The sequence below is a fragment of the Burkholderia mycopellens genome, from assembly GCF_964265025.1.
Classification (GTDB): domain Bacteria; phylum Pseudomonadota; class Gammaproteobacteria; order Burkholderiales; family Burkholderiaceae; genus Burkholderia.
Genome location: NZ_OZ183802.1, coordinates 3267741 through 3292163 on the forward strand (window position 1 = coordinate 3267741; position 24423 = coordinate 3292163).

A 24423-nucleotide genomic window follows, 5' to 3' on the forward strand; every position below is an offset into this window, starting at 1 on the left:
CTCAGTCGAGCGGCACGCGCAGCAGTTGCGCGCACGCGGTGGCCGCGGCAACGGCTTCGTCGCGCGTTTCAGCCGTGAAGTTCACGTGACCCATCTTGCGGCCGACACGCGCGTCTTCCTTGCCGTACAGGTGCAGGTGCGCGGCGGGCATCGCCGCGACCGTGTCCCACGGCGGCGTGACGGCATCGGCCGCGGCCCCGTTCGGGAACCACACGTCGCCGAGGATGTTCAGCATCGCGGCCGGCGAATGCTGGCGCGGGTTGCCGAGCGGCATGCGCGTCATGGCGCGCACCTGCTGCTCGAACTGGCTCGTTGCGCACGCATCGACCGTGTAGTGGCCGGAGTTGTGCGGGCGCGGCGCCATCTCGTTCGCGACGAACGAACCGTCTTCCAGCACGAAGAATTCGACGCACAGCACGCCGACGTAGTCGAGCGTATCGGCAATCCGCACGGCGGCCCGCTGCGCCTCTTCGACGCGCGCGGCATCGGCGGCCGGCGCGGGCACGACCGTCAGCGCGAGGATGCCGTTGTGATGCACGTTCTGCGCGAGCGGGAACGCGGCCGAGCGGCCGTCCGCGCCCCGCGCGATCAGCGCCGACACTTCGTATTTCAGCGGCAGGCGCTTCTCGAGCACGCACGGCACGCCGCTCAGCGCCGCATGCGCGTCGCGCGCTTCCTGCGCGGTGCTCACACGCACCTGGCCCTTGCCGTCGTAGCCGAGCCGCGCGGTCTTCAGGATGCCCGGCAGCACCGCGTCGAGCGCGGCATCGTCGAGCGCGGCGAGTGCCGCCGGCGATTCGATCACGACGTGCGGCGCGACGGGCACGCCCGACGCTTCGATGAAGCGCTTCTCCGCGATCCGGTCCTGAGCGATCGCGACGCAGCGGCCGGCCGGCGCGACGAACGTCGTGCGCGCGAGGAAATCGAGGCTCGCGGCCGGCACGTTCTCGAACTCCGTCGACACCGCGTCGCACAGGTCGGCCAGCTCGGCGAGCGCGGCTTCGTCGTCGTAGGCCGCGCGCAGGTGGCGGTCGGCGACCGCGCCGGCGGGGCTCGCCGGATCGGGATCGAGCACGGCGACGCGATAGCCCATCGACTGGGCGGCAAAGCAGAACATGCGGCCGAGCTGGCCGCCGCCGACCATGCCAAGCCACGCGCCGGGCAGGATCGGGGAAACGGAATCAGGAGTTGCGGTCATGTCAGTGGTCGGTCGCGGCGGGCGCTGCCCGCCGCAGTGGGGAGGTCAGGCGGCCGCGACGCGCGGCCGCCGGTGCGCCGTCATTCCAGCGGCGGCAGCACCATCGCGTGCGCGGCTTCGTTCTGACGCACGCGGAACGCGGCGAGCCGGTTCGCATAGTCGACCGAGTTGCCGGACAGGATCGACACCGCGAACAGCGCGGCGTTCGCAGCGCCGGCCTCGCCGATCGCGAACGTCGCGACCGGCACGCCCTTCGGCATCTGCACGATCGAGTGCAGCGAATCGACACCCTTCAGGTACTTGCTCGCGACCGGCACGCCGAGCACCGGCACCGTGGTTTTCGCGGCCAGCATGCCGGGCAGGTGCGCGGCGCCGCCGGCGCCCGCGATGATCGCGCGCAGCCCGCGCTCGCGCGCCTTCTCGGCATAGTCGAACATCTCGTCGGGCATCCGGTGCGCGGACACGACCTTCGCCTCGTACGGCACGCCGAATTCCTGCAGGATGGCAACCGCGTGCTTCATCACGTCCCAGTCGGAACTCGAACCCATCAGCACGCCGACGAGCGGCGCGCTGTGCGTGTGGGCAGTCTGAACTTCGCTCATGTGTTCCGTTCCCCGATCAGGCGAGCGCCTGGCCCGTGATGCGCTCGAGCGCTTCCTGGTACTTCGCGGCCGTCTTCTCGACGACGTCGGCCGGCAGCGCCGGCGCCGGCGCCGTCTTGCCCCACGGCTGCGCCTCGAGCCAGTCGCGCACGAACTGCTTGTCGAACGACGGCGGGTTCGTGCCGACTTCGTACTGGTCAGCCGGCCAGAAGCGCGACGAATCGGCCGTCAGCACTTCGTCCATCAGGTACAGCTTGCCGTGGTTGTCGAGGCCGAATTCGAACTTCGTATCGGCGATGATGATGCCGCGCGTCGCCGCGTAGTCGGCCGCTTCCTTGTACAGCTTGATCGAGATGTCGCGGATCGTCGCGGCCAGCTCGGTGCCGATGCGGCGCTCGGTTTCCTCGAACGTGATGTTCTCGTCGTGCTCGCCCATCTCGGCCTTCGCGGCCGGCGTGAAGATCGGCTCGGGCAGCTTCTGCGCGTTCTGCAGGCCTGCCGGCAACTGCACGCCGCACACGGCGCCCGACGCCTGGTATTCCTTCCAGCCGCTGCCGGCCAGGTAGCCGCGCACGACCGCCTCGATCATGATCGGCTCGAGGCGCTTGACGACCACGCCGCGGCCCTTCACCTGCTCGACCTCGTCGGCCGCGACGACCGCTTCCGGCGCGTCGCCCGTCAGGTGGTTCGGCACGATGTGCGCGAGCTTGTCGAACCAGAAGTTCGCCATCTGGTTCAGCACGCGGCCCTTGTTCGGAATCGGCTCGCCCATCACCACGTCGAATGCCGACAGGCGATCGGTCGTGACGATCAGGAGCTTGTCGTTGCCGACCGCGTAGTTATCGCGGACCTTGCCGCGACCGAGGAGCGGCAGCGAGCGGAGCGTGGATTCGTAGAGGGTAGACATCGTCTTTTCGCAGATAAGGAGCCAAACCAAAAGGGAAACGCCGTTCCCCGCGGCAGGCGGGAACGGCGGTCTTGCAATACGTCGGCGAACCGGCCGGGCGACGGCGCCCGGGCGATTGCCGGCCGGCCCTCGTTCGGCCGGACGGAGCGGCTGCCCGGGGCCGGATCAGATCCGGCCGGGCGGCCTTGCCTTTGCCCGATGCCAGCATCGGGCGCGGCAATCGTACTACAGTCTCAGCGCACGACCTGTGCGAGCGCGCCGGACTTGTACTGCTCGGCGATCTTGTCGAGCGACACCGGCTTGATCTTGCCGGCCTGGCCTTCGCAGCCGAACGCGAGGTAGCGGTCGACGCAGACCTGCTTCGCCGCTTCGCGCGCGGGCTTCAGGTAGTCGCGCGGATCGAACTTGCCCGGGTTCTCGAACAGGTAGCGGCGGATCGCACCGGTGATCGCCAGACGCAGGTCGGTGTCGATGTTGATCTTGCGCACGCCGTGCTTGATGCCTTCCTGGATTTCCTCGACCGGCACGCCGTAGGTTTCCTTCATGTCGCCGCCGAATTCGCGGATCTCGGCCAGCAGTTCCTGCGGCACCGACGACGAACCGTGCATCACGAGGTGGGTGTTCGGGATGCGCGCGTGGATTTCCTTGATGCGCTGGATCGACAGGATGTCGCCCGTCGGCTTCTTCGAGAACTTGTACGCGCCGTGCGACGTGCCGATCGCGATCGCGAGCGCATCGCACTGCGTGAGCTTCACGAAGTCGGCGGCCTGCTCCGGATCGGTCAGCAGTTGCTCGCGGGTCATCGTGCCTTCCGCGCCGTGACCGTCTTCCTTGTCGCCCTTCATCGTCTCGAGCGAGCCGAGCACGCCGAGTTCGGCTTCGACCGTCACGCCGATCGAGTGCGCCATCTCGACGACCTTGCGCGACACGTCGACGTTGTACTCGTACGACGCGACCGTCTTGCCGTCGGCTTCCAGCGAGCCGTCCATCATCACGCTGGTGAAGCCGCTGCGGATCGCGGCCATGCAGACTGCCGGCGACTGGCCATGATCCTGGTGCATCACGACCGGGATGTGCGGGTACGACTCGACGGCTGCTTCGATCAGGTGGCGCAGGAACGGCTCGCCCGCGTACTTACGCGCGCCGGCCGATGCCTGCATGATCACGGGCGCGCCGACCTGGTCCGCCGCCGCCATGATCGCCTGGACCTGCTCCAGGTTGTTCACGTTGAAGGCCGGCAGGCCGTAACCGTGCTCTGCCGCGTGGTCCAGCAATTGACGCATTGATACGAGAGGCATTGTGGAACTCCTTGGAATGAAAACCGGTGCGCCCTGACGCCGGCGCGGCGCTCGCTCCCGGTCGAACCCGGGATGGCGCGGCGCGGCTGAGCGTCGAATAGCCGCATTTTATCGCGAAGCGCCTCCAATTCCGACCGCCCGGTGGCGCCGACTCGCAATTTGTTACGTTGGCACGGCACAATGCGGGCAAAAAAGAGAAAAAAAGCCGCGTGGGGCTTCGGACCCCACGCGGCTTTCGCGTGAAAAACGGTGTCGGATCGATTCCTCAGCCGATCCGACCGGCCCGCAGGCCGGCCCGATGCTCAGTGGGCGCTCAATAGTGCTCGCCGACCCGCACGATCTTCAGCGTGTTGGTGCCGCCCGCCTGCCCCATCGGCTCGCCGACGGTCAGCACGACCATGTCGCCGTGCTGCACGTAGCCCTGCTTGACCACGATCTCGAGCGCCGCCTGCAGTGCCGAGTCGCGATCGCTGTTGAAGTCGACATGCAGCGGCGTCACGTTCCGGTACAGCGCCATCGTGCGCTCGCTGCCGACACGCGGCGTCAGCGCGAAGATCGGCACGTGCGTGTAGTGACGCGACATCCACAGCGCGGTCGCGCCCGATTCGGTCAGCGCGACGATCGCTTTCGCACCCAGGTGATACGCGGTGAACAGCGCGCCCATCGCGATCGACTGGTCGATCCGCGTGAACGTGCGGTCGAGGAAATCCTTGTCCAGCTCGACCTCTTCGGACTTTTCCGCCTCGACGCACACGGCCGCCATCGTCTCGATCGTAACGACCGGGTACTTGCCGGCAGCCGTCTCGGCCGACAGCATCACCGCGTCGGTGCCGTCGAGCACCGCGTTCGCGACGTCCGACACTTCCGCACGCGTCGGCACCGGTGCGTAGATCATCGATTCCATCATCTGCGTCGCGGTGATCACGAGCTTGTTCGACTCGCGCGCCATCCGGATCATCCGCTTCTGCAGCGCCGGCACGGCCGCGTTGCCCACTTCCACCGCGAGGTCGCCGCGCGCGACCATGATACCGTCGGATGCGTCGAGAATGCTTTGCAGCGCCGGAATCGCTTCCGCGCGCTCGATCTTCGCGATCATCTTCGGCTTGATGCCGTACGGCGCGCCCGCGATATTCGCGAGCTGGCGCGCCATTTCCATGTCGGTCGCGTTCTTCGGGAACGACACCGCCACCAGATCCGCGCCGAGCGACATCGCGGTGCGGATGTCCTCCATGTCCTTCGCGGTCAGCGCGGGAGCCGACAGGCCGCCGCCCTGGCGGTTGATGCCCTTGTTGTTCGACAGCTCGCCGCCCACCTTGACGATCGTGTGGATCTCGTCGCCGAGCACGCGTTCGACGGTCAGCACGATCAGGCCGTCGTTCAGCAGCAGCAGGTCGCCCGTGCGCAGGTCGCGCGGCAGTTCCTTGTAGTCGAGGCCGACACGCTCGTCGTTGCCAAGCTCGCAGCCCGCGTCGAGGATGAAGGACTGGCCCGGCTCGAGCGTCGTCTTGCCGTTCTCGAACTTGCCGACGCGAATCTTCGGGCCCTGGAGGTCGGCCATGATCGCGATCTCGCGGCCGACCTTGCGGGCGGCCTCGCGCACCATCTCGGCGCGCTGGCGGTGATCGTCGGCGGTGCCGTGCGAAAAATTGAGCCGCACGACGTCGAGGCCCGCCTGCATCATCTGCAGCAGAATCTCCGGCGAACTGGAAGCCGGGCCGATCGTGGCGACTATCTTGGTGGCGCGCTGCATGAAACTCCTCATCTGGATCAAGGTGGATGCGCTGGGTGAAACGCTGCGAGAGCCGGAAGCGGCAGGCCCAGCGGCGGCCGTTCCGGGGGGCGTGCCGGTGCTTGCGCCCGGCATCGCTTTGTTCTGAATCTCGTGGTGTTGCTCGGCCGCGTCGCCGGCGGCCGCCGGTGCGCGCGGGGCGGTGTTCGCCCGCGCGGGCGCGCGTTTGCGCTTGCCCGCGCCGGCCGGCTGCTCCGCTGTCGCGGAGCGCGCGGCCTTCGTCACCCCTGCGCGCGCCGCCACGCTCAGGCCGCCCGCGTTTCCAGCACTTCCACCGCCGGCAGCTTCTTCCCCTCGAGGAACTCGAGGAAGGCGCCGCCGCCCGTCGAGATGTAGCTGACCTGGTCATGGATGCCGTACTTCGCGATGGCCGCGAGCGTGTCGCCGCCGCCCGCGATCGAGAACGCGGACGATTTGGCGATCGCTTCCGCGAGCGTCTTGGTGCCGTTGCCGAACTGGTCGAACTCGAACACGCCGACCGGGCCGTTCCACACGATCGTGCCGGCCTTCTCGAGCTGGCTCGCGAGCGCCTTGGCCGTATCGGGGCCGATGTCGAGGATCATGTCGTCCGCTTCGATGTCGGCGACCTGCTTCACCGTGGCCGCGGCCGTCGGCGAGAATTCCTTGGCCGTCACGACGTCGGTCGGGATCGGCACCGATGCGCCGCGCTCGCGCGCTTCGTCGATGATCGCCTTCGCCTCGTTGACGAGGTCGGCTTCCGCGAGCGACTTGCCGATCGACAGGCCGGCCGCGAGCATGAAGGTGTTCGCGATGCCGCCGCCGACGATCAGCTGGTCGACCTTGCCGGCCAGCGACTTCAGGATCGTGAGCTTGGTCGACACCTTCGAGCCGGCGACGATCGCCACCAGCGGGCGTGCCGGGTTGCCGAGCGCCTTGCCGAGCGCGTCGAGTTCGGCGGCCAGCAGCGGGCCCGCGCACGCGACCGGCGCGTACTTCGCGATGCCGTGCGTGGTCGCTTCCGCGCGGTGCGCGGTGCCGAACGCGTCGTTCACGTACACGTCGCAGAGCTTCGCCATCTTCTGCGCGAGCTCGTCCGAATTCTTCTTCTCGCCCTTGTTCACGCGGCAGTTCTCGAGCAGCACGACCTGGCCCGGCGCGACATTCACGCCGTTCTCGACCCAGTTCGAGACGAGCGGCACGTCGCGGCCGAGCAGCTCGGCGAGGCGCGTCGCGACCGGCGCGAGCGAGTCTTCCGGCTTGAATTCGCCTTCGGTCGGACGACCGAGGTGCGACGTGACCATCACGGCCGCGCCGGCGTCGAGCGCCGCCTGGATGGCCGGCACGGACGCACGCACGCGCGTGTCTTCGGTGATGTTGCCCTGGTCGTCCTGCGGGACGTTCAGGTCGGCGCGGATGAACACCCGCTTGCCGGCGAGCTGGCCGGCGGCGATCAGGTCGGTAAGACGCTTGACTTGGCTCATGTTGAACAGATTGAAGTAGTGGATGGGGAAAGGGGGTTCACGCTGGACGTGCGCGGGCTGCCGCGAAAGGGCGCCGGATGCGGCCGTGGCTGGCGGTTCGCATGACGCGCACGGGTAAAAAATCTCGAACGGGCATTCTAGCCGATCCACCCGGCAGACTGACCCGCGGGCGGCGAATTCCGCCTATTTGGGATCGCGCGCGGGAACGGACACATCGCCGCAACGCAGCAATGCATCCGCACGAGCGGCCAGTACCCGACGGGCCGGAACGGCGGCCCATCAGAAAATCAGGCGCAGCGCGGTGAACACGAGCATCCCGACGACGATCGTGCCGAGCATGCTGCGCCGCCACAGGAACCAGCCGAGGCCGGCGAGCGCCGCGTAGAACGGATGGTTGGACAGCGCGAACGACAGCCCGGCCGGCGTTTCGAGCACGTCGGGCAACACGACGGCGACCAAGGCCGCGGCCGGCGCGTAGCGCATGGCGCGCTGCGCGCGCTCGGGCAGCACGGTGCGTTCGCCGCCGATCAGGAACAGCGCGCGCGTAACGGCCGTGACGATCGTCATCCCGATGATGACGATCCAGATTTCCGTCGCGCTCATTCGATCTCCTTCTCGTGCACGGTTTCGGTGCGGATGCGCCGCCAGTCGGCCCGCTCGACGAAGAAATCGGCCGTGCAGCCGGCCGCGAGCGCGGCGAGCACCGCCAGCGGCAGCGCGAGCCGGTACGGCAGGTCGAACGCGACGAGCGACACGACACCGGCGACCGCGACGGCCGCGAGCGTCGAGCGGTTCGCGACCGCCGACACCATGATCGGAATCAGCGCGAGCGTGCCTGCCAGCTCCAGCCCCCAGCTCGCGGGAAAGACGCTCGCGAGCAGGATGCCGGCGAGCGACGACACCTGCCACGACAGCCAGCTCGCGAGCGCCATCCCCCAGAAATACGCCTCCTTGCCGGGCACGTGGCCGTACGCGAAGCCCTGTTTCTGGAACAGCAGGTAGATCACGTCGCCGTTGAAATAGCCGATCGCGAGGCGCCGCCACAGCGGCAGGTAGGAAAAATGGGGAGCAAGCCCGGCGCTGAAGATCACGAAGCGCGTGTTGACCATCGCGGCCGTGAGCAGGACGGTCCAGATCGGCAGCTTCGCCGCGAGGAGCGGCAGCACCGCGAGCTGCGACGAGCCCGCGTAGACCAGCAGCGACATCGCGCTCGCCTGCCCGAGGGTCATCACCGACTTGCTCATCGCGATGCCGGTGACGAGCCCCCACGAGAAAATCGCCATCAACGTCGGGGAATAGTCGCGCGCGCCCTGGATCAGCGCGAAGCGGTCGGTGGCGGACAATCGAGCGAGCATGGGAAGCGGGCCGCAGCGGGCGGTTCGTCGGGGCGCCGGCGCCTCCTGCCGGTACGACCCGTCGTTATTGGAATCGGTACCGGGCGATTATAGCGCCGGCCCCGCGCCGACCGACCGGATCGCCTTCAAATGACGCTAAAATGAGCGTCTTTCCGGCTCAACGCTGCATACAACCGCATCCCAGGAGAAATCTATGTCAATGGCCGACCGCGACGGCAAGATCTGGATGGACGGCAAGCTGATCGACTGGCGCGACGCCAAGATCCACGTCCTGACCCACACGCTGCACTACGGCATGGGCGTCTTCGAGGGCGTGCGCGCGTACAAGTCGGCCGACGGCAGCACCGCGATCTTCCGCCTGTACGAGCACACGAAACGTCTGCTGAATTCGGCGAAGATCTTCCAGATGGACGTGCCGTTCGACCGGGAAACGCTCGAAGCCGCGCAGCTCGAAGTCGTGCGCGAGAACAAGCTCGAGTCGTGCTACCTGCGCCCGATCATCTGGGTCGGCTCGGAAAAGCTCGGCGTGGCCGCGAAGGGCAACACGATCCACGTCGCGATCGCCGCATGGCCGTGGGGCGCGTACCTCGGCGAGGAAGGCCTCGCGAAGGGCATCCGCGTGAAGACGTCGTCGTTCACGCGCCACCACGTGAACGTGTCGATGGTGCGCGCGAAGGCGTCGGGCTGGTACGTGAACTCGATCCTGGCGAACCAGGAAGCGACGGCCGACGGCTACGACGAAGCGCTGCTGCTGGACGTCGACGGCTACGTGTCGGAAGGCTCCGGTGAGAACTTCTTCCTGGTGAACAACGGCAAGCTGTACACGCCCGACCTGTCGTCGTGCCTCGATGGCATCACGCGCGATACCGTCATCACGCTCGCGAAGGACGCCGGCATCGAGGTGATCGAGAAGCGCATCACGCGTGACGAGGTCTACACGGCCGACGAAGCGTTCTTCACCGGCACGGCCGCCGAAGTCACGCCGATCCGCGAGCTCGACAACCGCACGATCGGCAGCGGCGCACGCGGCCCCGTCACGGAAAAGCTCCAGTCGGCGTTTTTCGATATCGTGTCGGGCAAGAACGCGAAGTACGCGCACTGGCTGACGAAGGTCTGAGCGCGCCGCGCCACCGACCGCCCCACAAAAGAGTGATAAGAGAAAGTCTCATGAGTGAAATCAAGGAAATGCCGCTGGTCGAGCTGACGGCCAAGGATCTGCCCGCGTACTGCCCGAACCCGGCCATGGCGCGCTGGAGCGCTCACCCGCGCGTCTTCATCGACGTCTCGCACGGCGAAGCACGCTGCCCGTACTGCGGCACGCGCTACAAGCTGCGCGACGGCGAGGTCGTCAAGGGCCACTGAGCCCCGGCGGCCGGGCCTGCAGGTTTGCAGGACCGCCGACCCGCAAGGCGGCGCAGCCGGATTGCCGGCGCGCCGCCCTTCTCCATTCTGGCAACCCGAACGCGGCGCCTGAGCGCCGTGCTTCATTACGACATCGGAAGTCGACCTGATGCGTCGAGCGCTGGTTATCGCACCGAACTGGATCGGTGACGCATTGATGGCGCAGCCGCTTTTTGCGCTGCTGAAGAAAAACCATCCCCGCATCGCGATCGATGCCGTCGCGCCCTCGTGGGTCGCGCCCGTGCTCGAACGGATGCCCGAGATCCACGATGTCTACGCGACCGATCTCGCGCACGGCAAGCTGCAGCTGCTGCGCCGCTGGCAGCTCGCGAGCGACCTGCGCGACGTCGGCTACGACGCCGCGTACGTGCTGCCGAATTCGCTGAAATCCGCGGTGATCCCGTGGCTCGCGAACATCCCGCTGCGGGTCGGCTACACGGGCGAGCACCGCTACGGGCTGCTCAACGTGCGGCACGCGAACCCCGACAAGTCGGGCGAGCGGCCGCCGATGACGGCTCACTACGCGGCGCTCGCGTACGCGCCGGGCGCGAAGCTGCCCGAATCGATGAAAACGCTGCCCGCGCCGCGCCTCGACGCCGACCTGAACGAGACGGCGCGCGTGTCCGCGCGTTTCAATCTCGATACACGCAAGCCGCTCGTCGTGTTCTGCCCCGGCGCAGAGTACGGCCCGGCCAAGCGCTGGCCGCCCGAGCACTTCGCGACGCTCGCCACCATCGTCCATCAGTCGTTCCCGTACACGCAGATCGTCGCGCTCGGCTCGCAGAAGGACGCCGCCGCGGCACAGGCGATCGCCGACCACGCGCCGAACGTGCGCAACCTGTGCGGACAGACTTCGCTGTCCGAGGCGTGCGCACTGATCGCGCGCGCGAACGCGGTGGTCACCAACGATTCGGGGCTGATGCACGTTGCCGCCGCGCTACGCCGGCCGCTCGTCGCGCTGTACGGATCGACCGATCCGCGCCACACCCCTCCGCTGTCGGACCTGGCGAAGGTACAATGGCTTCATCTCGAATGCAGTCCCTGCTTCGAACGCGAGTGCCCGCTCGGCCACCTGAAGTGCCTGCGCGAACTCGGTCCCGAGCAGGTATTCGGCGATTTGCGCGGCATGCTCGTCGGGCAGCGCTGACCCTGGCCGGCAGCGTCGCACGACGCGCCGGGCAATCCGATTCACCGGTGTACGGCGGCTCCATCCGGGCCGCCGTGCTGAATACGGCGCGCGACGCGCGCGAGAGATAACCCCGATGCCACGTTTTGCCCGCCTCTTCGAAGCCGCCGCCGATACGCTGAACGCCTACTACCAGGCCGTCGCCGATGCCAATCTCGACGCGCTGCTGGGATTGTGGATCGACGAGGATTTCGCCAGCTGCGTGTGGGCGGACGGCGAGCATCTGCACGGCCTCGACCAGATCCGCAGCGGGCTCGCCAACCGGCTCGCCACGCGCCCCGTGACGATCGAGCCGCTCGACATCCGCGTGTACGACAGCCTCGGCACGGTCGTCTATACGATCGCCGAAGCGCATCAGCAGGCCGACCTGACGGCCGAACCCGACATGGTTTTCGCCACGTACGTGATGATTCACGAACGCGGCGAGTGGCGCATCGCGCATATTCACGCGAGCCCGATTCCCGAACAAGCGGCCGGACAATTCGCCGCGAAGATCCGTCATGGGCAGGGTCCGCTGCACTGACGAAAAGACGAAGCAACGCATCCGCGGGGCGATCATGAGTACGGCTTCTCCGCCCACATCGCCGCTGACCGGGGCTCCGGCCCCCGACGACGACAACCTGCGCTATCGCGCACCACGCTGGCTGCCGAACAGCCATGCGCAAACCATCGTGCCCGCGCTGTTCGCGCGGCGCCCCGTCGTCGCTTACCGACGAGAGCGATGGGAAACCCCCGACCACGACTTCATCGATCTCGACTGGGTCGCGCATCTCGACAGCGCCGCGCCGCAGCCCGATGCGCCGCTGTTCGTGCTGTTCCACGGCCTCGAAGGCAGCTCCGGCTCGCACTACGCACTCGCGATGATGGCCGCCGCGCGCGCGAAGGGCTGGCACGCCGTCGTGCCGCACTTCCGCAGTTGCAGCGGCGAGATCAACCGCCAGCCGCGCTTCTACCATCTCGCCGACAGCGCCGAGGTCGACTGGATCCTGCGCCGGCTTGCCGCGCAGCATCGCGGGCCGCTGGTCGCGGCCGGCGTGTCGCTCGGCGGCAACGTGCTGCTGCGCTGGCTCGGCGAGCATCGCAGCGACACGTCGATCCTGCGGGCGGCCGCCGCGATCTCGACGCCGATCGACGTGCACGCCGGCGGGCGTGCGCTGTCGCAAGGCTTTGCGATGGTCTACACGCGCAGCTTCCTGAAGACGCTCAAGCGCAAGGCGCTCGCGAAGCTCGACCAGTACCCTGGGTTGTTCGACCGCGAAGCCATGCTGCAGGCCGTGACGATGCGCGACTTCGACGAGGTCGTGACCGCACCGCTGCACGGTTTCGCGGATGCGGACGACTACTGGACCAAGGCGACGACACGGCCGCTGCTGCCCGCGATCGACGTGCCGACGCTGATTCTCAACGCCCGCAACGACCCGTTCCTGCCTGAATCGGCGCTGCCGGGGCCGGCCGACGTATCGCCGGCCGTCGAACTCGACCAGCCCGCGGCGGGCGGGCACGCGGGATTCATGACCGGGCCGTTCCCCGGCCGCCTCGACTGGCTGTCGGCGCGGGTGTTCGGCTATTGCTCCAAATTCGTCGACCATGGATGACATCGTCAGGCAGGCCCTCGCCAAATGGCCAGACGTGCCGCACTGTACCGGCTGGCTGCTGCTCGACCGGCGCGGCGAATGGCGGCTGCGCGATGACGCCGCGCAGGCGGCCGGCGAACTCGGCTCGCCGATCCGGCATGCGGCGCTGAACGCGTTCATCGGCCGCAACTATGAATGCGACGCGCACGGCCAATGGTTCTTCCAGAACGGGCCGCAGCGCGTGTACGTCGAGCTCGCCTATACGCCGTGGGTCGTCCGGCTCACCGAGCGCGACGGACAACTCACGCTCACCGACCATACCGGCGCGCCGTTCGAACCGGATGAAGCATGGCTCGACGACGCGGGTGGCGTGCTGTTTCGCGCGGCAGGCACGCCGCCGCGCATCGCGGCGCTGCACGACCACGATCTCGGGCTGTTCGCCGATCACGCGGATTTCGATGCCGCGCCGCCGGTGCTGCGCTGGCGCGACGGCCGCACCGTGCCGCTCGGCAACATCGTCTGCGCCGATGTGCCCACGCGATTCGGCTACATCGCAAGCCCGGCGCAACGGGCTCACGGCGCGACCGGCGGCGGCAACTGACCAGCAGCGGCTCCGTCCGCCTTTACCGCACGCCGGCCGCTACCCGCGGCCGTTCTTCTCGTCTTCGCGCTCTTCCTTGTAGCGCGCTTCGAATTCCAGCAGCCGCGCGCCGATCATCGACTGCTCGTAAAACGACACGTCCTTCGCGTCGCGCGCTTCCTTCAGCTGGCGAATCGCCGACGGCCACGCGCCGTCGAGCGCGAGCTTCTCCGCGAGCGCGCGGCGCCGCGCCGGCAGGTCGCCCTTGCCGTCGCTCGCCTTCGCAAGATAGTCCCACCAGTCCGGCTGCTCGGGATCGGCCTTCGCCTGCGCGCGTGCCTGCGCCTGCGCTTCGGCGAACCGGCGTGCCGCGATCAGCGCCTGAAGATGCGCGACGATCGCGGCGTGCGATGCCGGCCAGCGCCGCTGCGCGAGTGCCGCAAGTCGCACCGCGTCGTCAGCCCGCCCCGCGCGGCGCGCGATATCGGCGGCCAGCACGTCGAGGCTCGGCGAACTCGTCGCCGGATCGTCCTCGCGCCGCTCGCGCGCGTCGAACGTGGTGCGCGCCGACGCGAGCGCGTTGCCGGCCGCGTCGTACTCGCCGAGCAGCGCCTTCGCGAGCGCGATGCCGTACCAGTTCGCCGCGACGTTCGGCGCGGTGCGATCGTCGATCTCGAATTGCATCCTCCGCGCCTCGGCCGCGATATCGGTCGGCGCGCGGTTCTGCAGGACGCGCAGTCGCGCGCGCACGAACCCGTATTCGGCCGATTGGCGCGGCTGACGGTACGGCGCGCGGCGCGCGCGATCCTCCATGTCGGCGATCCGCTCGCCGGTCAGCGGGTGCGTGCGCGCATAGGCCGGCACGCCCGCATCGCCCATTGACGCGCGGTCGAGCCGCTCGAAGAAGCCCGGCATCCCGTACGGGTCATAGCCCGCGCCCGCGAGCAGCTGGAAGCCGACGCGATCGGCCTCGCGCTCGGCCGAGCGCGAAAAGCGCAGCTGGTTGTCCACCGCATACGCCTGCCCGCCCAACGCGATCGCGCTGCCGAGGTCGCCGCTTCTCGCGAGCACGCCGGCCAGCACGCCGAGCAGCATCGTCGCGAGCGCCGTATAGCCGGTCTTCTCGTTCGCACCGATCATCCGCGCGATGTGCCGCTGCAGCACGTGCCCCATCTCGTGGCCGACCACCGACGCGAGTTCCGATTCCGTCTGCGTCGTGACGACGAGCCCGCTGTTGATCCCGATGAAACCGCCCGGCATCGAGAACGCGTTGATCTGCGGATCGCGAACCGGGAACAGGTCGAAGTCCGGCGTGTAGCCGCCGATGAAGCGCGCGGCCGCCGCGGCCGCGAGCCGCGCCGCCATCGCGTTCAGGTAGTCGCGTACGAGCCAGTCGTCGAGATAGTCGGGATCGCGCCGCACTTCACGCATCACACGCTCGCCGAGCCGGCGCTCGGCCTGCGGCGTCAGCGAACCGCCGGAACCGTCGCCAAGGTCGGGCAGCTCGAGCGAGCGAAGCGGCGCACGCAGGCTCGCGGCCGGCGCCGACGCGCCGCCTGCGTCCGAAAATCGGCTCTCCGCGCCGCCGTAGGTGCCGAACACGCCGGCCGCGATACCGGATGGCACGGTGGAAATCGACCGGGCGCCGCCGGCCGCCGATTCGAGCGGCGGCGCGGACGCGCTCTGCGCATGGCTGCTCGGCGGCAATGCGAGCGCCACCGACAGCGACACGGCAAGCAACTGTTTGACACGCATGGCAGGATGAAAACGACGCCGTCCCGCGCGCCGGGCGCGCTTCGCGGCGTTTGGTCTGAATATTCGGATCATTGTACCGGCGGCATCGCGACTGTCCCGTGCGGCATACGCGCCATCTGCGTACCCGGCGCCACGAATGCCGCTGCTATGATAGGCGCCCGTTGAAACGTTGGATCGGATCGGGGTGCGGAGAGGGGATACCGCGCCCTGCCTGATCGCGAAGCAGGACCGCGGGACGTGCTCGCGCGAGCACGCCGTTCCACTGGAGCATGACATGTCAGAACTCACCCATTTCGATGCCGCCGGCCATGCGCACATGGTCGACGTCGGCGGCAAGCAGGAAACCCAGCGCATCGCGATCGCGCGCGGCACGATCCGGATGTTGCCGGCTACGTTCGCGCTGATTCGCGACGGCAAGGCCAAGAAAGGCGACGTGCTCGGCGTCGCGCGCATCGCGGCCATCCAGGGCGCCAAGCGCACGGCCGACCTGATCCCGCTGTGCCACCCGCTCGCGCTGACGCGCGTGGCCGTCGAGTTCGAACTCGACGACGCGCTGCCGGGCGTCCACTGCGTCGTGCAGGTCGAGACGTTCGGCCGGACCGGCGTCGAGATGGAAGCGCTGACGGCCGTGCAGGTCGGGCTGCTGACCGTCTACGACATGTGCAAGGCCGTCGATCGCGGGATGGTGATCACCGACGTGAGCGTGCGCGAGAAGCGCGGCGGGAAGTCGGGGGACTGGAAGGCGGAAGACGCGGCGGGTTAAGCGCCAGCAGCAACAGCAGCCATTCACGGGGTATCGTCGGCCGTAGCGATGCCCCGTTCAAACGATAAAAAGCCAGAAAAACACATCACCGATGAAGAACCTCACGCTGAAATACGGCGCGCCGCTGCTGTGCGCGCTCTCCCTGCTGCCGGCTGCCGCATCGGCCGCCGGCGCCTGCCCCGCTGCCGACACGGCCGCGCGCGCGGCCATCGACGCGCAGCACCGCGTGCAGCAGATCCGAATTCCGCCGAGCGACGGCGGCGGCGTCGACATTTCGCCGCCGCTGCGCGATGCGCTGCGTGCTTACAAGCAGGCGCTCGTCGGCACGATCGATGCGCGGCTCGCTTGCAGCGACGAACAGGTCGATCCGGTCGCGCTGAAACGCACGCTCGCGGCCGCGCTCGGCGTGCCGGCCCGGCCCGTCCAGCCGAAAGACGGCGAATCGGCGTTCGGTCGCAATCCGGACGTCGACGTCGAACGCGGCGGCACATCCCGCCCGTTGCTCTTCGTGCGCGCCGGCTTCGACATCGCATGCGGCGACGACAACCTGCTCACCGCTTACGCATGGGAAAACGGCGGCTGGCGGCGCGTGCTGCGCTGGCAGGCCGACGACTACAAGGACATCGGCGGCGCGTACGGTGCCGGATTCTGGTTCTCGGCGCTGCCCGGCGGGCAGGTCGCGGTCGTCCACGGCACGCCGTGGTGCGCGTCGCGCTGGAGCCAGTTCGCCGCGGACGTGGTCGCACCGGCCAACGGCTCGGCTGCGCAACGCACGGTGTTCCATTCCGCGAACGACTACGTGCTCGACGAAAACCCGATCCGGTTCAAGGTGCGCCCCGACGGCTTCGAGGTGCGCGCGACGGTCGGCTCGATGGACAGCGAAGTGATGACACGGCCGGGCATCTTTCGCTATCGCGTCGACGGCGGCACCGTGCAGCGCGTACAGCCCGTCGCGCTCAACGGCCGCGATTTCGTCGACGAATGGTTGAAGGTCGACGATGCGCTGGCGCGCGAATGGAGCGAGCCCGCCGCCGCAGCGGCCGCACTGAAAGGCCGGCAGGCGTTCAACAAGGCCGGCAAGGCGGCCGGCCGGGGGTTCGCGTACGGCCCGGTGCGCGGCTGCTCGGACAGCAAGGACCGCTTTCAGGTCGAGCTCGATCTGACGGGCAGTACCGGCGAAACGGTTGCGCGGCACTATGCGCTGATTCGCCAGGAACGCAACGGGTTCACGCTGCTCGGGCTGAGCACGGCGGCCGAGCCGGCTTGCCGCGGCGCGAACCTGATGCCGCAGCACTGAACGTCGGGCGTGTGCGCTGCGCAGGCCGCGCACCGACTGTCAGTGGGCATGCGCAACGAAGCGGCCGGCAGGAAAGGAAACCGGACGGCAACCCGCACGCAGGGCGCGCCGCCCATGCATCACTGGCCGCGCTGCGGCTCGAATACGAACGGTTGGGTCAGCAGGAACGGGTTCGCGGTCGCGCCCGTCTGCACGCAGGTCGCGTGCGTCATCGCGTCGACGGCCGCGCGGTCGGCAGCCGCATTGCGGCTGCTGGTCGTCACGGTGACGTTCTGCGCTTCGCCGGACGTCGTCATCAGCGCGCGCACGAGCACGGTCGCCGGGCGCGTGAGCGGCTTCGCGGTATCCGGGTAGACGGCGCGCGGAATGTGGCAGGTCAGCTTGCTTTCCTGCGACGACGTCAGCATCGCGCAGCCGGAAAACAGCATCGCGACGGCGGGCAGGATCAGGTAGGTCGAGCGAATAGACATGGTCGAATATCGTTCTTCAGCACTGTTCAGGACGCACGCGCCGCGCACCGGAAAACGTCGCCCGGCCGCATCGCATGCGTCACACTGCGCCGCGGCCATCGGACCGGCGCCCCGTTAAGGCCGCACGGCCGATCGATGCTCGGCCGCGATCCTGCGTGACGGACTTCCCGGCTGGCCGGGTGTTGCCTGCGTTCGCGCTGGCCCCCGCCTTCCACAGGGCGGCACGCGAGCGTTTTCGCGCATTGTGCACGCGCGGCCCGGCGAGCGGCGGCGATTTGACAATGGTTGACGCGAATCGCCGCGCCTTCGGCTGGAATCCACGCGATCCGCGAGGTAATCGATATGCGACCGGATTCGGCAGGTTGGCGCCGAGCTTTGACGCCCGACACGCGCCACTACTTCCTCACGGCACGGCACATGCCGGAATTCCCCGTTCCGGCAAGCGCTGCGCGCATCAATCCGAATCGTCGTCGTCCTCGTCGTCGGCCGCATCGGCCGGAACTTCGCCATATTTCGCGACAACCGCCGCCTTGAACGGCTTCAGCGCCGGCTGCTGGTCGCACAGCTTGTACAGCGCCGCCAGTTGCTGCGGCCAGTCCTTCAACTCCTTCGCAAACACGTGCAGGCGCGCGACGGTGTCGAGCGCGTCGGCCTCGCGGCCGGCCAGCGCCTGCAGCACCGCATAGCGGCGCAGCACCGTCTCGCCGGGCAGCAGCGCGATCGCGCGCTCATGCGCGGCGAGCTTGGCCGGCAGGTCATCCGCCGAAATCGGGAGCAGCGTGGCCGCACCGTATTCGCCCCACGCGCCGAACAGCAGCGACGGCGCATCGCGGTACTGCGCGGCCGGATCGCTGCCGTAATACAGCACTTCCGCGCGCTGGTAGTCGCGCAGCACCGGCACCGCCGCCAGTACGCCGCCGACCGACAGCACTGCAAACAACCCGAACGCCGCACGCCCCGGCAGGATGCGCAGCGGCTTCACTTCGAGCAGCCCGATCACGAACATCGCGGGCAACAGGAAGAACATGTACTGCTGCGGATACTCGACCAGCGCGTGCATCAGCAGGATGCCGATCAGCGCGAAGCCGAACACGCGCATGCTCGACTGCGGCGCACGCACCGCACGCACGAACCACGTCACGAGCGCAACGACGAGCACACCGAGGCCGACGAGGCCGGACTTCGCGAGCAGGTCGATGAAGATGTCGTGCGAGTTGTTCGCGATCTCGACGCCGCCCAGCGCGCGCACGAGCGCGAACTGGTGGGACGGGAACTCGCCCCAGCCGACGCCGAGCAGCGGATGCTCGCGGAACATCGCGAGCCCGTACTTCCACAGCGCGAGGCGCGGCGCGATCTGCCCCGCGTCACGCATCCGGTCGGCCGCGGATTCCGCGAGACCCAGATGGTAGTGGACGTTCGCCCAGCGCACCGCGACGTTCACCGCGATGAACGCCGCCGCAAGCACGACCGGGATGACCCACGCGCGCGCATTGCCCGGCGCACGGCGCGATTCGAGCCACGCCATCCAGAAGCCCGCGACGACCATCACCGCGACCTGCAGCCACGGCCCGCGCGACACCGTCAGCGCAAGGCCGACCGAAAGCACGATCGACAGCGCGAGCCATGCCCATACCGCGAGCCGGCGCACCTGCACGAGATACAGCGCGCCCGCGAGCGCGAACGCGATGTAGCTGGCCAGATGGTTCGCCTGCGCCATGTTGCCGTACGGACGGCGATCGACCGCGACGTTGTACATCACGACGAACGGCGACAGCGCCGACTCGAGGTGGAACAACTGCACGATCTGCGTTCCGACCGCGAACACGCCGCCGATGAGCAGCGCGCCGGCCATCATCCGCGACACGGCCTCGGCCAGCCCGTCGCGTGCGAGCGCATAGCCGGCCTGCATCGCGACCAGCGCGGCAGCAAGATAGCCGACCGCCAACCAGTTCATCGACGGCACCTTGAGCGGGATCAGCGCGACCTGCGCGACGAGCACCACGGCGAACCCGAGCGGCGCGGCGAACGCGGCCGGCGCCGCAAACGGCTCGGCCGGGCGCCCCGTGCGCGCGAGCAGCACGACGGACACCCCCACCAGCAGGTACAGCACCAGCGCGGAAAACTCGGAATAGAAAGTCGGAATCGGATACGTGTGATTCGTGATTGCGTACGGCACGATCAGGGCGACAGCCAGCGCAACGAGCGGCAACGAACGGGAAAAAGTAGAGGGCATGAGCGAACCGGATGTCAGCAACCGGCGCACTATACAAAACTTTCCCCCCTCTGTGCGGGGCCTTCGCGCAGCGCCCCGACACCGCGTGGCCACCCCGGCCGGCTGAAGCGGCGGCCGAGGTGCTGCCCGCACCGCCCTGCCCCGCCGCCATCACTACGCGCGGCACTCCGCCGGCGCATATTTCGCCGGCAGCGTCGCGGCGTCGCCCGGCAGCGGCCCGGCCCCCGGTGCCGGCAACGACGACGCATTCTTGCCGGCCGCGAAGCACTCCCACGCGATCGCACCGGCCTGCATCGCGCCCTTTTTGAGCGGCACGCGCGCAGTGGGCGCCTCGGCCTTGTCCGGCGCGGACGGCACGAGCACCAGCGTATTGGCGCCGGCCGCGGTGACGCGCGTGGTGAAGGCGACCGTGATCTGGCCAGTCTCGCCGTCGATCGCGACGGATTCGACGTTGCGGGTCGCGGCCGGCGGGCTGTAGCCGCCGTCGAGGCTCGCGCCGCTTGCGGCGTTGTCGGCGACGGCAAGCCGCGCGGACGACGCAAGCGCGAGCCCCTCGCCGACGCGCGAGCGCGCAAGGTAATCCTGGTACGCGGGAATCGCATAGGCCGCGATCACGCCGACAATCGCCAGCACGATCATCAGTTCTATCAGCGTGAAGCCGGCCGGCCGCCAGCGCGTCGACGGCCGGTTCGCGCGCCGCAGATCGGCGGCCACGCGACGGAACAGGGAAACGGAAAAGGCTTCGAACATGGCAGGCTCCGGAAACGAAAGACGCCTGCCGATAAAGGCAGGCGTCTCGATCGTAGCCAGCGGGCCATGAATCCGGCAGTCGGCCGGACGGCCAATGTCAGTGCGCGTGCGGTGCGTCGCGGCGCTTCCTGAGCGTATAACCGATCGCCACGACAAACAGCGCGCCCGCGATGCTCGCGCCGTAGAGGACCTCCGGCGTATCGAGCACCGGCCAGCGGTCGCCGACCGGGTCATTCACGATCAGCCCGCCCGCGATCCAGCCGAGCAGCCCGGCGCCGAGCGCCACGACGATCGGGAAACGGTCGAGCAGCTTCAGCACCAGCGTGCTGCCCCACACGATGATCGGCACGCTGACGACGAGCCCGAAGATCACGAGCGCGATCCGGTGCGACGGGTCGGCCTGTTCGGCCGCGCCCGCGATCGCGATCACGTTGTCGAGGCTCATCACCGCGTCGGCGATCACGATCGTCTTCACGGCGTCCCACAGCCGGCTGGCCGGCTTGATGTCGTCGTGCGCGTCGGCGGCCGGTGCCATCAGCTTGATGCCGATCCACAACAGCAGCAACCCGCCACCGAGCTTCAGAAACGGCACGTCGAGCATTGCAACCGCGAACGTGATCAGCGCGACGCGCAGCAGAATCGCCCCCGCGGTGCCCCAAATGACTCCGCGCAGCCGCTGGTTCGCGGGCAGGTTGCGGCATGCGAGCGCGATCACGACCGCGTTGTCGCCGCCGAGCAGGATATCGATGATGACTATCTGGAGGACGGCGCCCCAGTGCAGCGACGTCAGGAATTCGAGCATGGCGTGACGGGCAGGACGGCGGCCGCCCGCAGGCGACCCGGTTCATCGCCGGCACATGCGCGATGCATGCCCGGTGCTTACGAATTCATTGCGCGAGCATAACAAAAAACGCCGGCAAAGCCGGCGTTTTCTGCAGGACGAACCCTGGTCGAAATATTACAGCGCCTTCTTCAGCAGACGGCCCATTTCCGACGGGTTGCGCGTGACGGTGATACCGCACGCTTCCATGATTTCCAGCTTCGCTTCGGCCGTATCCGCACCGCCCGAGATCAGCGCGCCGGCGTGGCCCATGCGCTTGCCCGGAGGCGCCGTGACACCGGCGATGAAGCCGACGACCGGCTTCTTCATGTTGGCCTTGATCCACTCGGCCGCATTGGCTTCGTCCGGACCGCCGATTTCGCCGATCATCACAACTGCGTCCGTATCCGGATCGTCGTTGAACATCTTCATCACGTCGATGTGCTTCAGACCGTTGATCGGGTCGCCGCCGATACCGACTGCCGACGACTGGCCGAGGCCGAGTGCCGTCAGCTGAGCAACCGCTTCATACGTCAGCGTACCCGAGCGGGACACGACGCCGATGCGGCCCTTGCGGTGGATGTGACCCGGCATGATGCCGATCTTCAGTTCGTCCGGCGTGATCGTGCCCGGGCAGTTCGGCCCGAGCAGCAGCGTCTTGCGGCCTTCGCGGCGCATGCGGTCCTTCACTTCGATCATGTCGCGCACGGGAATGCCTTCCGTGATGCAGATCGCGAGATCCAGATCGGCTTCGACCGCTTCCCAGATCGCGGCCGCCGCGCCTGCCGGCGGAACGTAGATGACCGACACGGTCGCGCCGGTTTCTGCCTTCGCTTCCTTGACGCTTGCGTAGATCGGAATGCCTTCGAAGTCTTCGCCGGCCTTCTTCGGGTTCACGCCCGCGACGAATGCTTCGCGGCCGTTTGCGTATTCACGGCAGGCGCGCGTATGGAACTGACCGGTTTTGCCGGTAATGCCCTGCGTGATGACCTTCGTGTCCTTGTTGATCAGAATCGACATGTATTTTGACCTCTGTGCGATTGGCGTCGCGTGCAAACCGCGCCGCCATACCTATTCATTGAGCGCGCTTACTTGCCTGCGGCAGCCGCGACGACCTTCTGCGCAGCCTCTTCCATGCTGTCCGCCGAGATGATCGGCAGGCCCGAATCGGCCAGCATCTTCTTGCCGAGGTCCTCGTTCGTGCCCTTCATACGCACGACGAGCGGCACGTTCAGGTTCACGGCCTTCGAACCGGCGATCACGCCTTCCGCGATCACGTCGCAGCGCATGATGCCGCCGAAGATGTTCACGAGGATCGCCTTCAGATCCGGGTTCTTCAGCATCAGCTTGAACGCTTCCGTGACCTTCTCGGTGGTCGCGCCACCGCCGACGTCCAGGAAGTTCGCCGGCTCGCCGCCGAACAGCTTGATGGTGTCCATCGTCGCCATCGCCAGGCCCGCGCCGTTCACGAGACAGCCGATGTTGCCGTCGAGCGAGATGTATGCGAGGTCGAACTTCGACGCTTCGATTTCAGCCGGATCTTCTTCGTCCAGGTCGCGGTACGCGACGATTTCCGGGTGGCGGAACAGCGCGTTCGAGTCGAAGTTGAACTTCGCGTCGAGTGCGATGACCTTGCCATCGCCGGAGACGTTCAGCGGGTTGATTTCAGCCAGCGATGCGTCGGTTTCCCAGAATGCCTTGTACAGGCCTTGCAGGATCGCGCGTGCTTGCGGGATCGAAGCGGCCGGCACGCCGATCTTCGCGGCGAGGTCGTCGGCTTGCGCGTCGAGCAGGCCCGTCGACGGCTCGACGATGACCTTGTGGATCAGTTCCGGGTGCTTTTCGGCAACTTCTTCGATGTCCATGCCGCCTTCGCTCGAACCCATCAGAACGATCTTTTGCGACACGCGATCGACGACGAGGCTGACATACAGTTCCTGCTTGATGTCGGCGCCTTCTTCGATCATCAGGCGGTTGACCTTCTGGCCTTCCGGACCGGTCTGGTGCGTGACGAGCTGCATGCCGAGGATCTGGTTCGCGTATTCGCGAACCTGCTCGATCGACTTCGCCACCTTCACGCCGCCGCCCTTGCCACGGCCACCTGCGTGAATCTGAGCCTTCACGACCCATACCGGGCCGCCGAGCTCTTCTGCCACCTTGACGGCCTCGTCAACCGAGAACGCCGGCTTGCCGCGCGGTACCGCGACTCCGAATTTCCGCAGGATTTCCTTACCCTGGTACTCGTGAATCTTCATGCGTGATTCCCTTCAGTCTGAGAGTTGGATGAAAAGTCGCTTTAGACGCTTCTTCGAATGATTTCCGTTCATTCCTTCGTGCTGCCCTCACCGGGCACGTCCGGCCGCGCGCCATACCAGCGCGGGTAGTACTGCCGCACGACCTCGCCGTCGAACCGCAACGCCCGGCAGCGGCCGAGCTGGAAAGGCGCTTCGTCGTGCGCGTCGCCATGATCCGGCCCTTCGCCCCCCTCCTCGCGCACGTTCCACACATCACCGGCGAACGCCTGGATCTCTGCCGTCGGCAGCACGGCGCACAGTTCGGTGAGATGGGAGCAGCCTGCGACGCCGGCGAGCAGCCGGTTCGCGTTGCGGCGGAAATTGCGGAAGAGATTGAGCCCGATAAGGGCCCGATAGGCGGATTGACAGTGACCGGGATAGGGAACCCATTCCGAAGACGCTTCAGCGTCGACGACATTGAGGTCACGATCGATAGTCACGCGCAGCCAGAGTTCGTGGATCGGCAGGCCCTGGGGCCGGATGCCCGACGCAAGCGCGACATCGCGCGGCTTGTGGTCGGTCAGGCAGGCTTCGATGTCCCACAAGCCGTCGCCGCGCTCGTAAGCTTCCGCTCGGATTGCGCGTTGATGTCGCAACTGACGGGGCACGGGCTCGGATAGCGGCATGCTGGAGGTTGAGGCCGAAGAGGAAAACCCACGGATTTTAGCATATTGGGTATTTGAGACAGCTTGACGCGACGGCGGGTATT

At 67.8% G+C, this 24423-nt stretch carries 25 protein-coding genes; 9 read left to right on the forward strand and 16 right to left on the reverse strand.

The genetic code is table 11. From position 1 onward, the window contains the following. Position 1: 1 nt before the first annotated feature. The 5 genes from ACPTTC_RS15205 to pyk form a co-directional block, all read right to left on the reverse strand. Positions 2–1198: a 5-(carboxyamino)imidazole ribonucleotide synthase gene (locus tag ACPTTC_RS15205; protein ID WP_423392955.1), complete on the reverse strand. Its 1197-nt coding sequence runs from the start codon at positions 1196–1198 to the stop codon at positions 2–4. A gap of 80 nt (positions 1199–1278) precedes the next feature. Further along, the gene (gene purE, locus ACPTTC_RS15210) at positions 1279–1800 is read right to left on the reverse strand and encodes a 5-(carboxyamino)imidazole ribonucleotide mutase (RefSeq protein ID WP_039360624.1); all 522 of its coding nucleotides are present in this window, start codon (positions 1798–1800) and stop codon (positions 1279–1281) included. A 16-nt stretch (positions 1801–1816) separates the two neighbouring features. Then, the gene (locus tag ACPTTC_RS15215; protein ID WP_423392956.1) at positions 1817–2707 is read right to left on the reverse strand and encodes a phosphoribosylaminoimidazolesuccinocarboxamide synthase; all 891 of its coding nucleotides are present in this window, start codon (positions 2705–2707) and stop codon (positions 1817–1819) included. A 233-nt stretch (positions 2708–2940) separates the two neighbouring features. Further along, entirely contained in the window at positions 2941–4005 is a 1065-nt protein-coding gene (gene fba, locus ACPTTC_RS15220) for a class II fructose-bisphosphate aldolase (RefSeq protein ID WP_011353066.1), read from the reverse strand. Between the two features lie 313 nt (positions 4006–4318). Next, a complete protein-coding gene (gene pyk, locus ACPTTC_RS15225) occupies positions 4319–5755 on the reverse strand; it encodes a pyruvate kinase (protein WP_226200808.1) in 1437 nt (478 codons plus the stop codon). Here pyk and ACPTTC_RS15230 point away from each other — a divergent pair. Continuing rightward, entirely contained in the window at positions 5754–5882 is a 129-nt protein-coding gene (locus ACPTTC_RS15230; protein ID WP_021164118.1) for a hypothetical protein, read from the forward strand. The two genes, pyk and ACPTTC_RS15230, sit on opposite strands and share 2 nt — an antisense overlap. A gap of 157 nt (positions 5883–6039) precedes the next feature. On the opposite strand, the gene ACPTTC_RS15235 is transcribed toward ACPTTC_RS15230, so the two are convergent. The 3 genes from ACPTTC_RS15235 to ACPTTC_RS15245 form a co-directional block, all read right to left on the reverse strand. After that, on the reverse strand, positions 6040–7236 hold the full coding sequence (locus tag ACPTTC_RS15235) for a phosphoglycerate kinase (protein ID WP_423392957.1): 1197 nt from the start codon (positions 7234–7236) through the stop codon (positions 6040–6042). Between the two features lie 279 nt (positions 7237–7515). Next, complete coding sequence (locus tag ACPTTC_RS15240; RefSeq protein ID WP_174940363.1) at positions 7516–7839, reverse strand: AzlD domain-containing protein; 324 nt, start codon at positions 7837–7839, stop codon at positions 7516–7518. Then, complete coding sequence (locus ACPTTC_RS15245) at positions 7836–8591, reverse strand: AzlC family ABC transporter permease (protein WP_175956477.1); 756 nt, start codon at positions 8589–8591, stop codon at positions 7836–7838. The genes ACPTTC_RS15240 and ACPTTC_RS15245 overlap by 4 nt, the downstream gene beginning before the upstream one ends. A 193-nt stretch (positions 8592–8784) precedes the next feature. Here ACPTTC_RS15245 and ACPTTC_RS15250 point away from each other — a divergent pair, with 193 nt between their 5' ends. The 6 genes from ACPTTC_RS15250 to ACPTTC_RS15275 all read left to right on the forward strand — a co-directional run bounded on the left by ACPTTC_RS15250 (position 8785) and on the right by ACPTTC_RS15275 (position 13353). After that, a complete protein-coding gene (locus tag ACPTTC_RS15250) occupies positions 8785–9708 on the forward strand; it encodes a branched-chain amino acid transaminase (RefSeq protein WP_011353071.1) in 924 nt (307 codons plus the stop codon). 50 nt (positions 9709–9758) lie between these two features. Next, a complete protein-coding gene (locus ACPTTC_RS15255; protein WP_006749970.1) occupies positions 9759–9953 on the forward strand; it encodes a zinc-finger domain-containing protein in 195 nt (64 codons plus the stop codon). A gap of 148 nt (positions 9954–10101) precedes the next feature. Beyond that, the gene (gene waaF, locus ACPTTC_RS15260) at positions 10102–11139 is read left to right on the forward strand and encodes a lipopolysaccharide heptosyltransferase II (RefSeq protein WP_175970930.1); all 1038 of its coding nucleotides are present in this window, start codon (positions 10102–10104) and stop codon (positions 11137–11139) included. Between the two features lie 115 nt (positions 11140–11254). Continuing rightward, on the forward strand, positions 11255–11701 hold the full coding sequence (locus tag ACPTTC_RS15265) for a nuclear transport factor 2 family protein (protein ID WP_006749968.1): 447 nt from the start codon (positions 11255–11257) through the stop codon (positions 11699–11701). A 34-nt stretch (positions 11702–11735) separates the two neighbouring features. Next, on the forward strand, positions 11736–12773 hold the full coding sequence (locus ACPTTC_RS15270) for a hydrolase (protein WP_175956473.1): 1038 nt from the start codon (positions 11736–11738) through the stop codon (positions 12771–12773). Further along, entirely contained in the window at positions 12766–13353 is a 588-nt protein-coding gene (locus ACPTTC_RS15275) for a DUF2946 family protein (protein WP_423392958.1), read from the forward strand. The genes ACPTTC_RS15270 and ACPTTC_RS15275 overlap by 8 nt, the downstream gene beginning before the upstream one ends. 39 nt (positions 13354–13392) lie before the next feature. Here the strand turns inward: ACPTTC_RS15275 and ACPTTC_RS15280 are convergent, their stop codons facing one another. Next, positions 13393–15087 (reverse strand): M48 family metalloprotease, encoded by a 1695-nt coding sequence (locus tag ACPTTC_RS15280; protein WP_423392959.1) that lies wholly within the window; start codon positions 15085–15087, stop codon positions 13393–13395. A 274-nt stretch (positions 15088–15361) separates the two neighbouring features. On the opposite strand from ACPTTC_RS15280, the gene moaC reads away from it, so the two are divergent. Together moaC and ACPTTC_RS15290 are read left to right on the forward strand one after the other, a co-directional pair. Then, entirely contained in the window at positions 15362–15850 is a 489-nt protein-coding gene (moaC, locus tag ACPTTC_RS15285; RefSeq protein ID WP_423392960.1) for a cyclic pyranopterin monophosphate synthase MoaC, read from the forward strand. A 91-nt stretch (positions 15851–15941) separates the two neighbouring features. Then, positions 15942–17147: a hypothetical protein gene (locus ACPTTC_RS15290; RefSeq protein ID WP_423392961.1), complete on the forward strand. Its 1206-nt coding sequence runs from the start codon at positions 15942–15944 to the stop codon at positions 17145–17147. A gap of 119 nt (positions 17148–17266) precedes the next feature. On the opposite strand, the gene ACPTTC_RS15295 is transcribed toward ACPTTC_RS15290, so the two are convergent. From ACPTTC_RS15295 to ACPTTC_RS15325, 7 genes are all read right to left on the reverse strand, one after another. After that, entirely contained in the window at positions 17267–17617 is a 351-nt protein-coding gene (locus ACPTTC_RS15295) for a TonB family protein (RefSeq protein WP_175970924.1), read from the reverse strand. A 454-nt stretch (positions 17618–18071) separates the two neighbouring features. Continuing rightward, positions 18072–19850 (reverse strand): PglL family O-oligosaccharyltransferase, encoded by a 1779-nt coding sequence (locus ACPTTC_RS15300; protein ID WP_423392962.1) that lies wholly within the window; start codon positions 19848–19850, stop codon positions 18072–18074. 153 nt (positions 19851–20003) lie between these two features. Then, on the reverse strand, positions 20004–20600 hold the full coding sequence (locus tag ACPTTC_RS15305) for a pilin (protein WP_423392963.1): 597 nt from the start codon (positions 20598–20600) through the stop codon (positions 20004–20006). 97 nt (positions 20601–20697) lie between these two features. Continuing rightward, positions 20698–21402 (reverse strand): TerC family protein, encoded by a 705-nt coding sequence (locus tag ACPTTC_RS15310; RefSeq protein WP_423392964.1) that lies wholly within the window; start codon positions 21400–21402, stop codon positions 20698–20700. 156 nt (positions 21403–21558) lie between these two features. Then, entirely contained in the window at positions 21559–22440 is an 882-nt protein-coding gene (gene sucD, locus ACPTTC_RS15315; RefSeq protein WP_124652116.1) for a succinate--CoA ligase subunit alpha, read from the reverse strand. 68 nt (positions 22441–22508) lie between these two features. Then, complete coding sequence (gene sucC / locus ACPTTC_RS15320; protein ID WP_175760170.1) at positions 22509–23675, reverse strand: ADP-forming succinate--CoA ligase subunit beta; 1167 nt, start codon at positions 23673–23675, stop codon at positions 22509–22511. Positions 23676–23743: 68 nt separating this feature from the next. Then, positions 23744–24340 (reverse strand): DUF2889 domain-containing protein, encoded by a 597-nt coding sequence (locus ACPTTC_RS15325; RefSeq protein WP_423393367.1) that lies wholly within the window; start codon positions 24338–24340, stop codon positions 23744–23746. Positions 24341–24423 lie beyond the last annotated feature (83 nt).

Excerpts from the sequence above, each read along its gene's own strand:
- ACPTTC_RS15205 (WP_423392955.1), bottom strand. The coding sequence starts at position 1,198 with ATGACCGCAACTCCTGATTCCGTTTCCCCGATCCTGCCCGGCGCGTGG.
- purE (WP_039360624.1), bottom strand. The coding sequence starts at position 1,800 with ATGAGCGAAGTTCAGACTGCCCACACGCACAGCGCGCCGCTCGTCGGC.
- ACPTTC_RS15215 (WP_423392956.1), bottom strand. The coding sequence starts at position 2,707 with ATGTCTACCCTCTACGAATCCACGCTCCGCTCGCTGCCGCTCCTCGGT.
- fba (WP_011353066.1), bottom strand. The coding sequence starts at position 4,005 with ATGCCTCTCGTATCAATGCGTCAATTGCTGGACCACGCGGCAGAGCAC.
- ACPTTC_RS15230 (WP_021164118.1), top strand. The coding sequence starts at position 5,754 with ATGAAACTCCTCATCTGGATCAAGGTGGATGCGCTGGGTGAAACGCTG.
- pyk (WP_226200808.1), bottom strand. The coding sequence starts at position 5,755 with ATGCAGCGCGCCACCAAGATAGTCGCCACGATCGGCCCGGCTTCCAGT.
- ACPTTC_RS15235 (WP_423392957.1), bottom strand. The coding sequence starts at position 7,236 with ATGAGCCAAGTCAAGCGTCTTACCGACCTGATCGCCGCCGGCCAGCTC.
- ACPTTC_RS15240 (WP_174940363.1), bottom strand. The coding sequence starts at position 7,839 with ATGAGCGCGACGGAAATCTGGATCGTCATCATCGGGATGACGATCGTC.
- ACPTTC_RS15245 (WP_175956477.1), bottom strand. The coding sequence starts at position 8,591 with ATGCTCGCTCGATTGTCCGCCACCGACCGCTTCGCGCTGATCCAGGGC.
- ACPTTC_RS15250 (WP_011353071.1), top strand. The coding sequence starts at position 8,785 with ATGTCAATGGCCGACCGCGACGGCAAGATCTGGATGGACGGCAAGCTG.
- ACPTTC_RS15255 (WP_006749970.1), top strand. The coding sequence starts at position 9,759 with ATGAGTGAAATCAAGGAAATGCCGCTGGTCGAGCTGACGGCCAAGGAT.
- waaF (WP_175970930.1), top strand. The coding sequence starts at position 10,102 with ATGCGTCGAGCGCTGGTTATCGCACCGAACTGGATCGGTGACGCATTG.
- ACPTTC_RS15265 (WP_006749968.1), top strand. The coding sequence starts at position 11,255 with ATGCCACGTTTTGCCCGCCTCTTCGAAGCCGCCGCCGATACGCTGAAC.
- ACPTTC_RS15270 (WP_175956473.1), top strand. The coding sequence starts at position 11,736 with ATGAGTACGGCTTCTCCGCCCACATCGCCGCTGACCGGGGCTCCGGCC.
- ACPTTC_RS15275 (WP_423392958.1), top strand. The coding sequence starts at position 12,766 with ATGGATGACATCGTCAGGCAGGCCCTCGCCAAATGGCCAGACGTGCCG.
- ACPTTC_RS15280 (WP_423392959.1), bottom strand. The coding sequence starts at position 15,087 with ATGCGTGTCAAACAGTTGCTTGCCGTGTCGCTGTCGGTGGCGCTCGCA.
- moaC (WP_423392960.1), top strand. The coding sequence starts at position 15,362 with ATGTCAGAACTCACCCATTTCGATGCCGCCGGCCATGCGCACATGGTC.
- ACPTTC_RS15290 (WP_423392961.1), top strand. The coding sequence starts at position 15,942 with ATGAAGAACCTCACGCTGAAATACGGCGCGCCGCTGCTGTGCGCGCTC.
- ACPTTC_RS15295 (WP_175970924.1), bottom strand. The coding sequence starts at position 17,617 with ATGTCTATTCGCTCGACCTACCTGATCCTGCCCGCCGTCGCGATGCTG.
- ACPTTC_RS15300 (WP_423392962.1), bottom strand. The coding sequence starts at position 19,850 with ATGCCCTCTACTTTTTCCCGTTCGTTGCCGCTCGTTGCGCTGGCTGTC.
- ACPTTC_RS15305 (WP_423392963.1), bottom strand. The coding sequence starts at position 20,600 with ATGTTCGAAGCCTTTTCCGTTTCCCTGTTCCGTCGCGTGGCCGCCGAT.
- ACPTTC_RS15310 (WP_423392964.1), bottom strand. The coding sequence starts at position 21,402 with ATGCTCGAATTCCTGACGTCGCTGCACTGGGGCGCCGTCCTCCAGATA.
- sucD (WP_124652116.1), bottom strand. The coding sequence starts at position 22,440 with ATGTCGATTCTGATCAACAAGGACACGAAGGTCATCACGCAGGGCATT.
- sucC (WP_175760170.1), bottom strand. The coding sequence starts at position 23,675 with ATGAAGATTCACGAGTACCAGGGTAAGGAAATCCTGCGGAAATTCGGA.
- ACPTTC_RS15325 (WP_423393367.1), bottom strand. The coding sequence starts at position 24,340 with ATGCCGCTATCCGAGCCCGTGCCCCGTCAGTTGCGACATCAACGCGCA.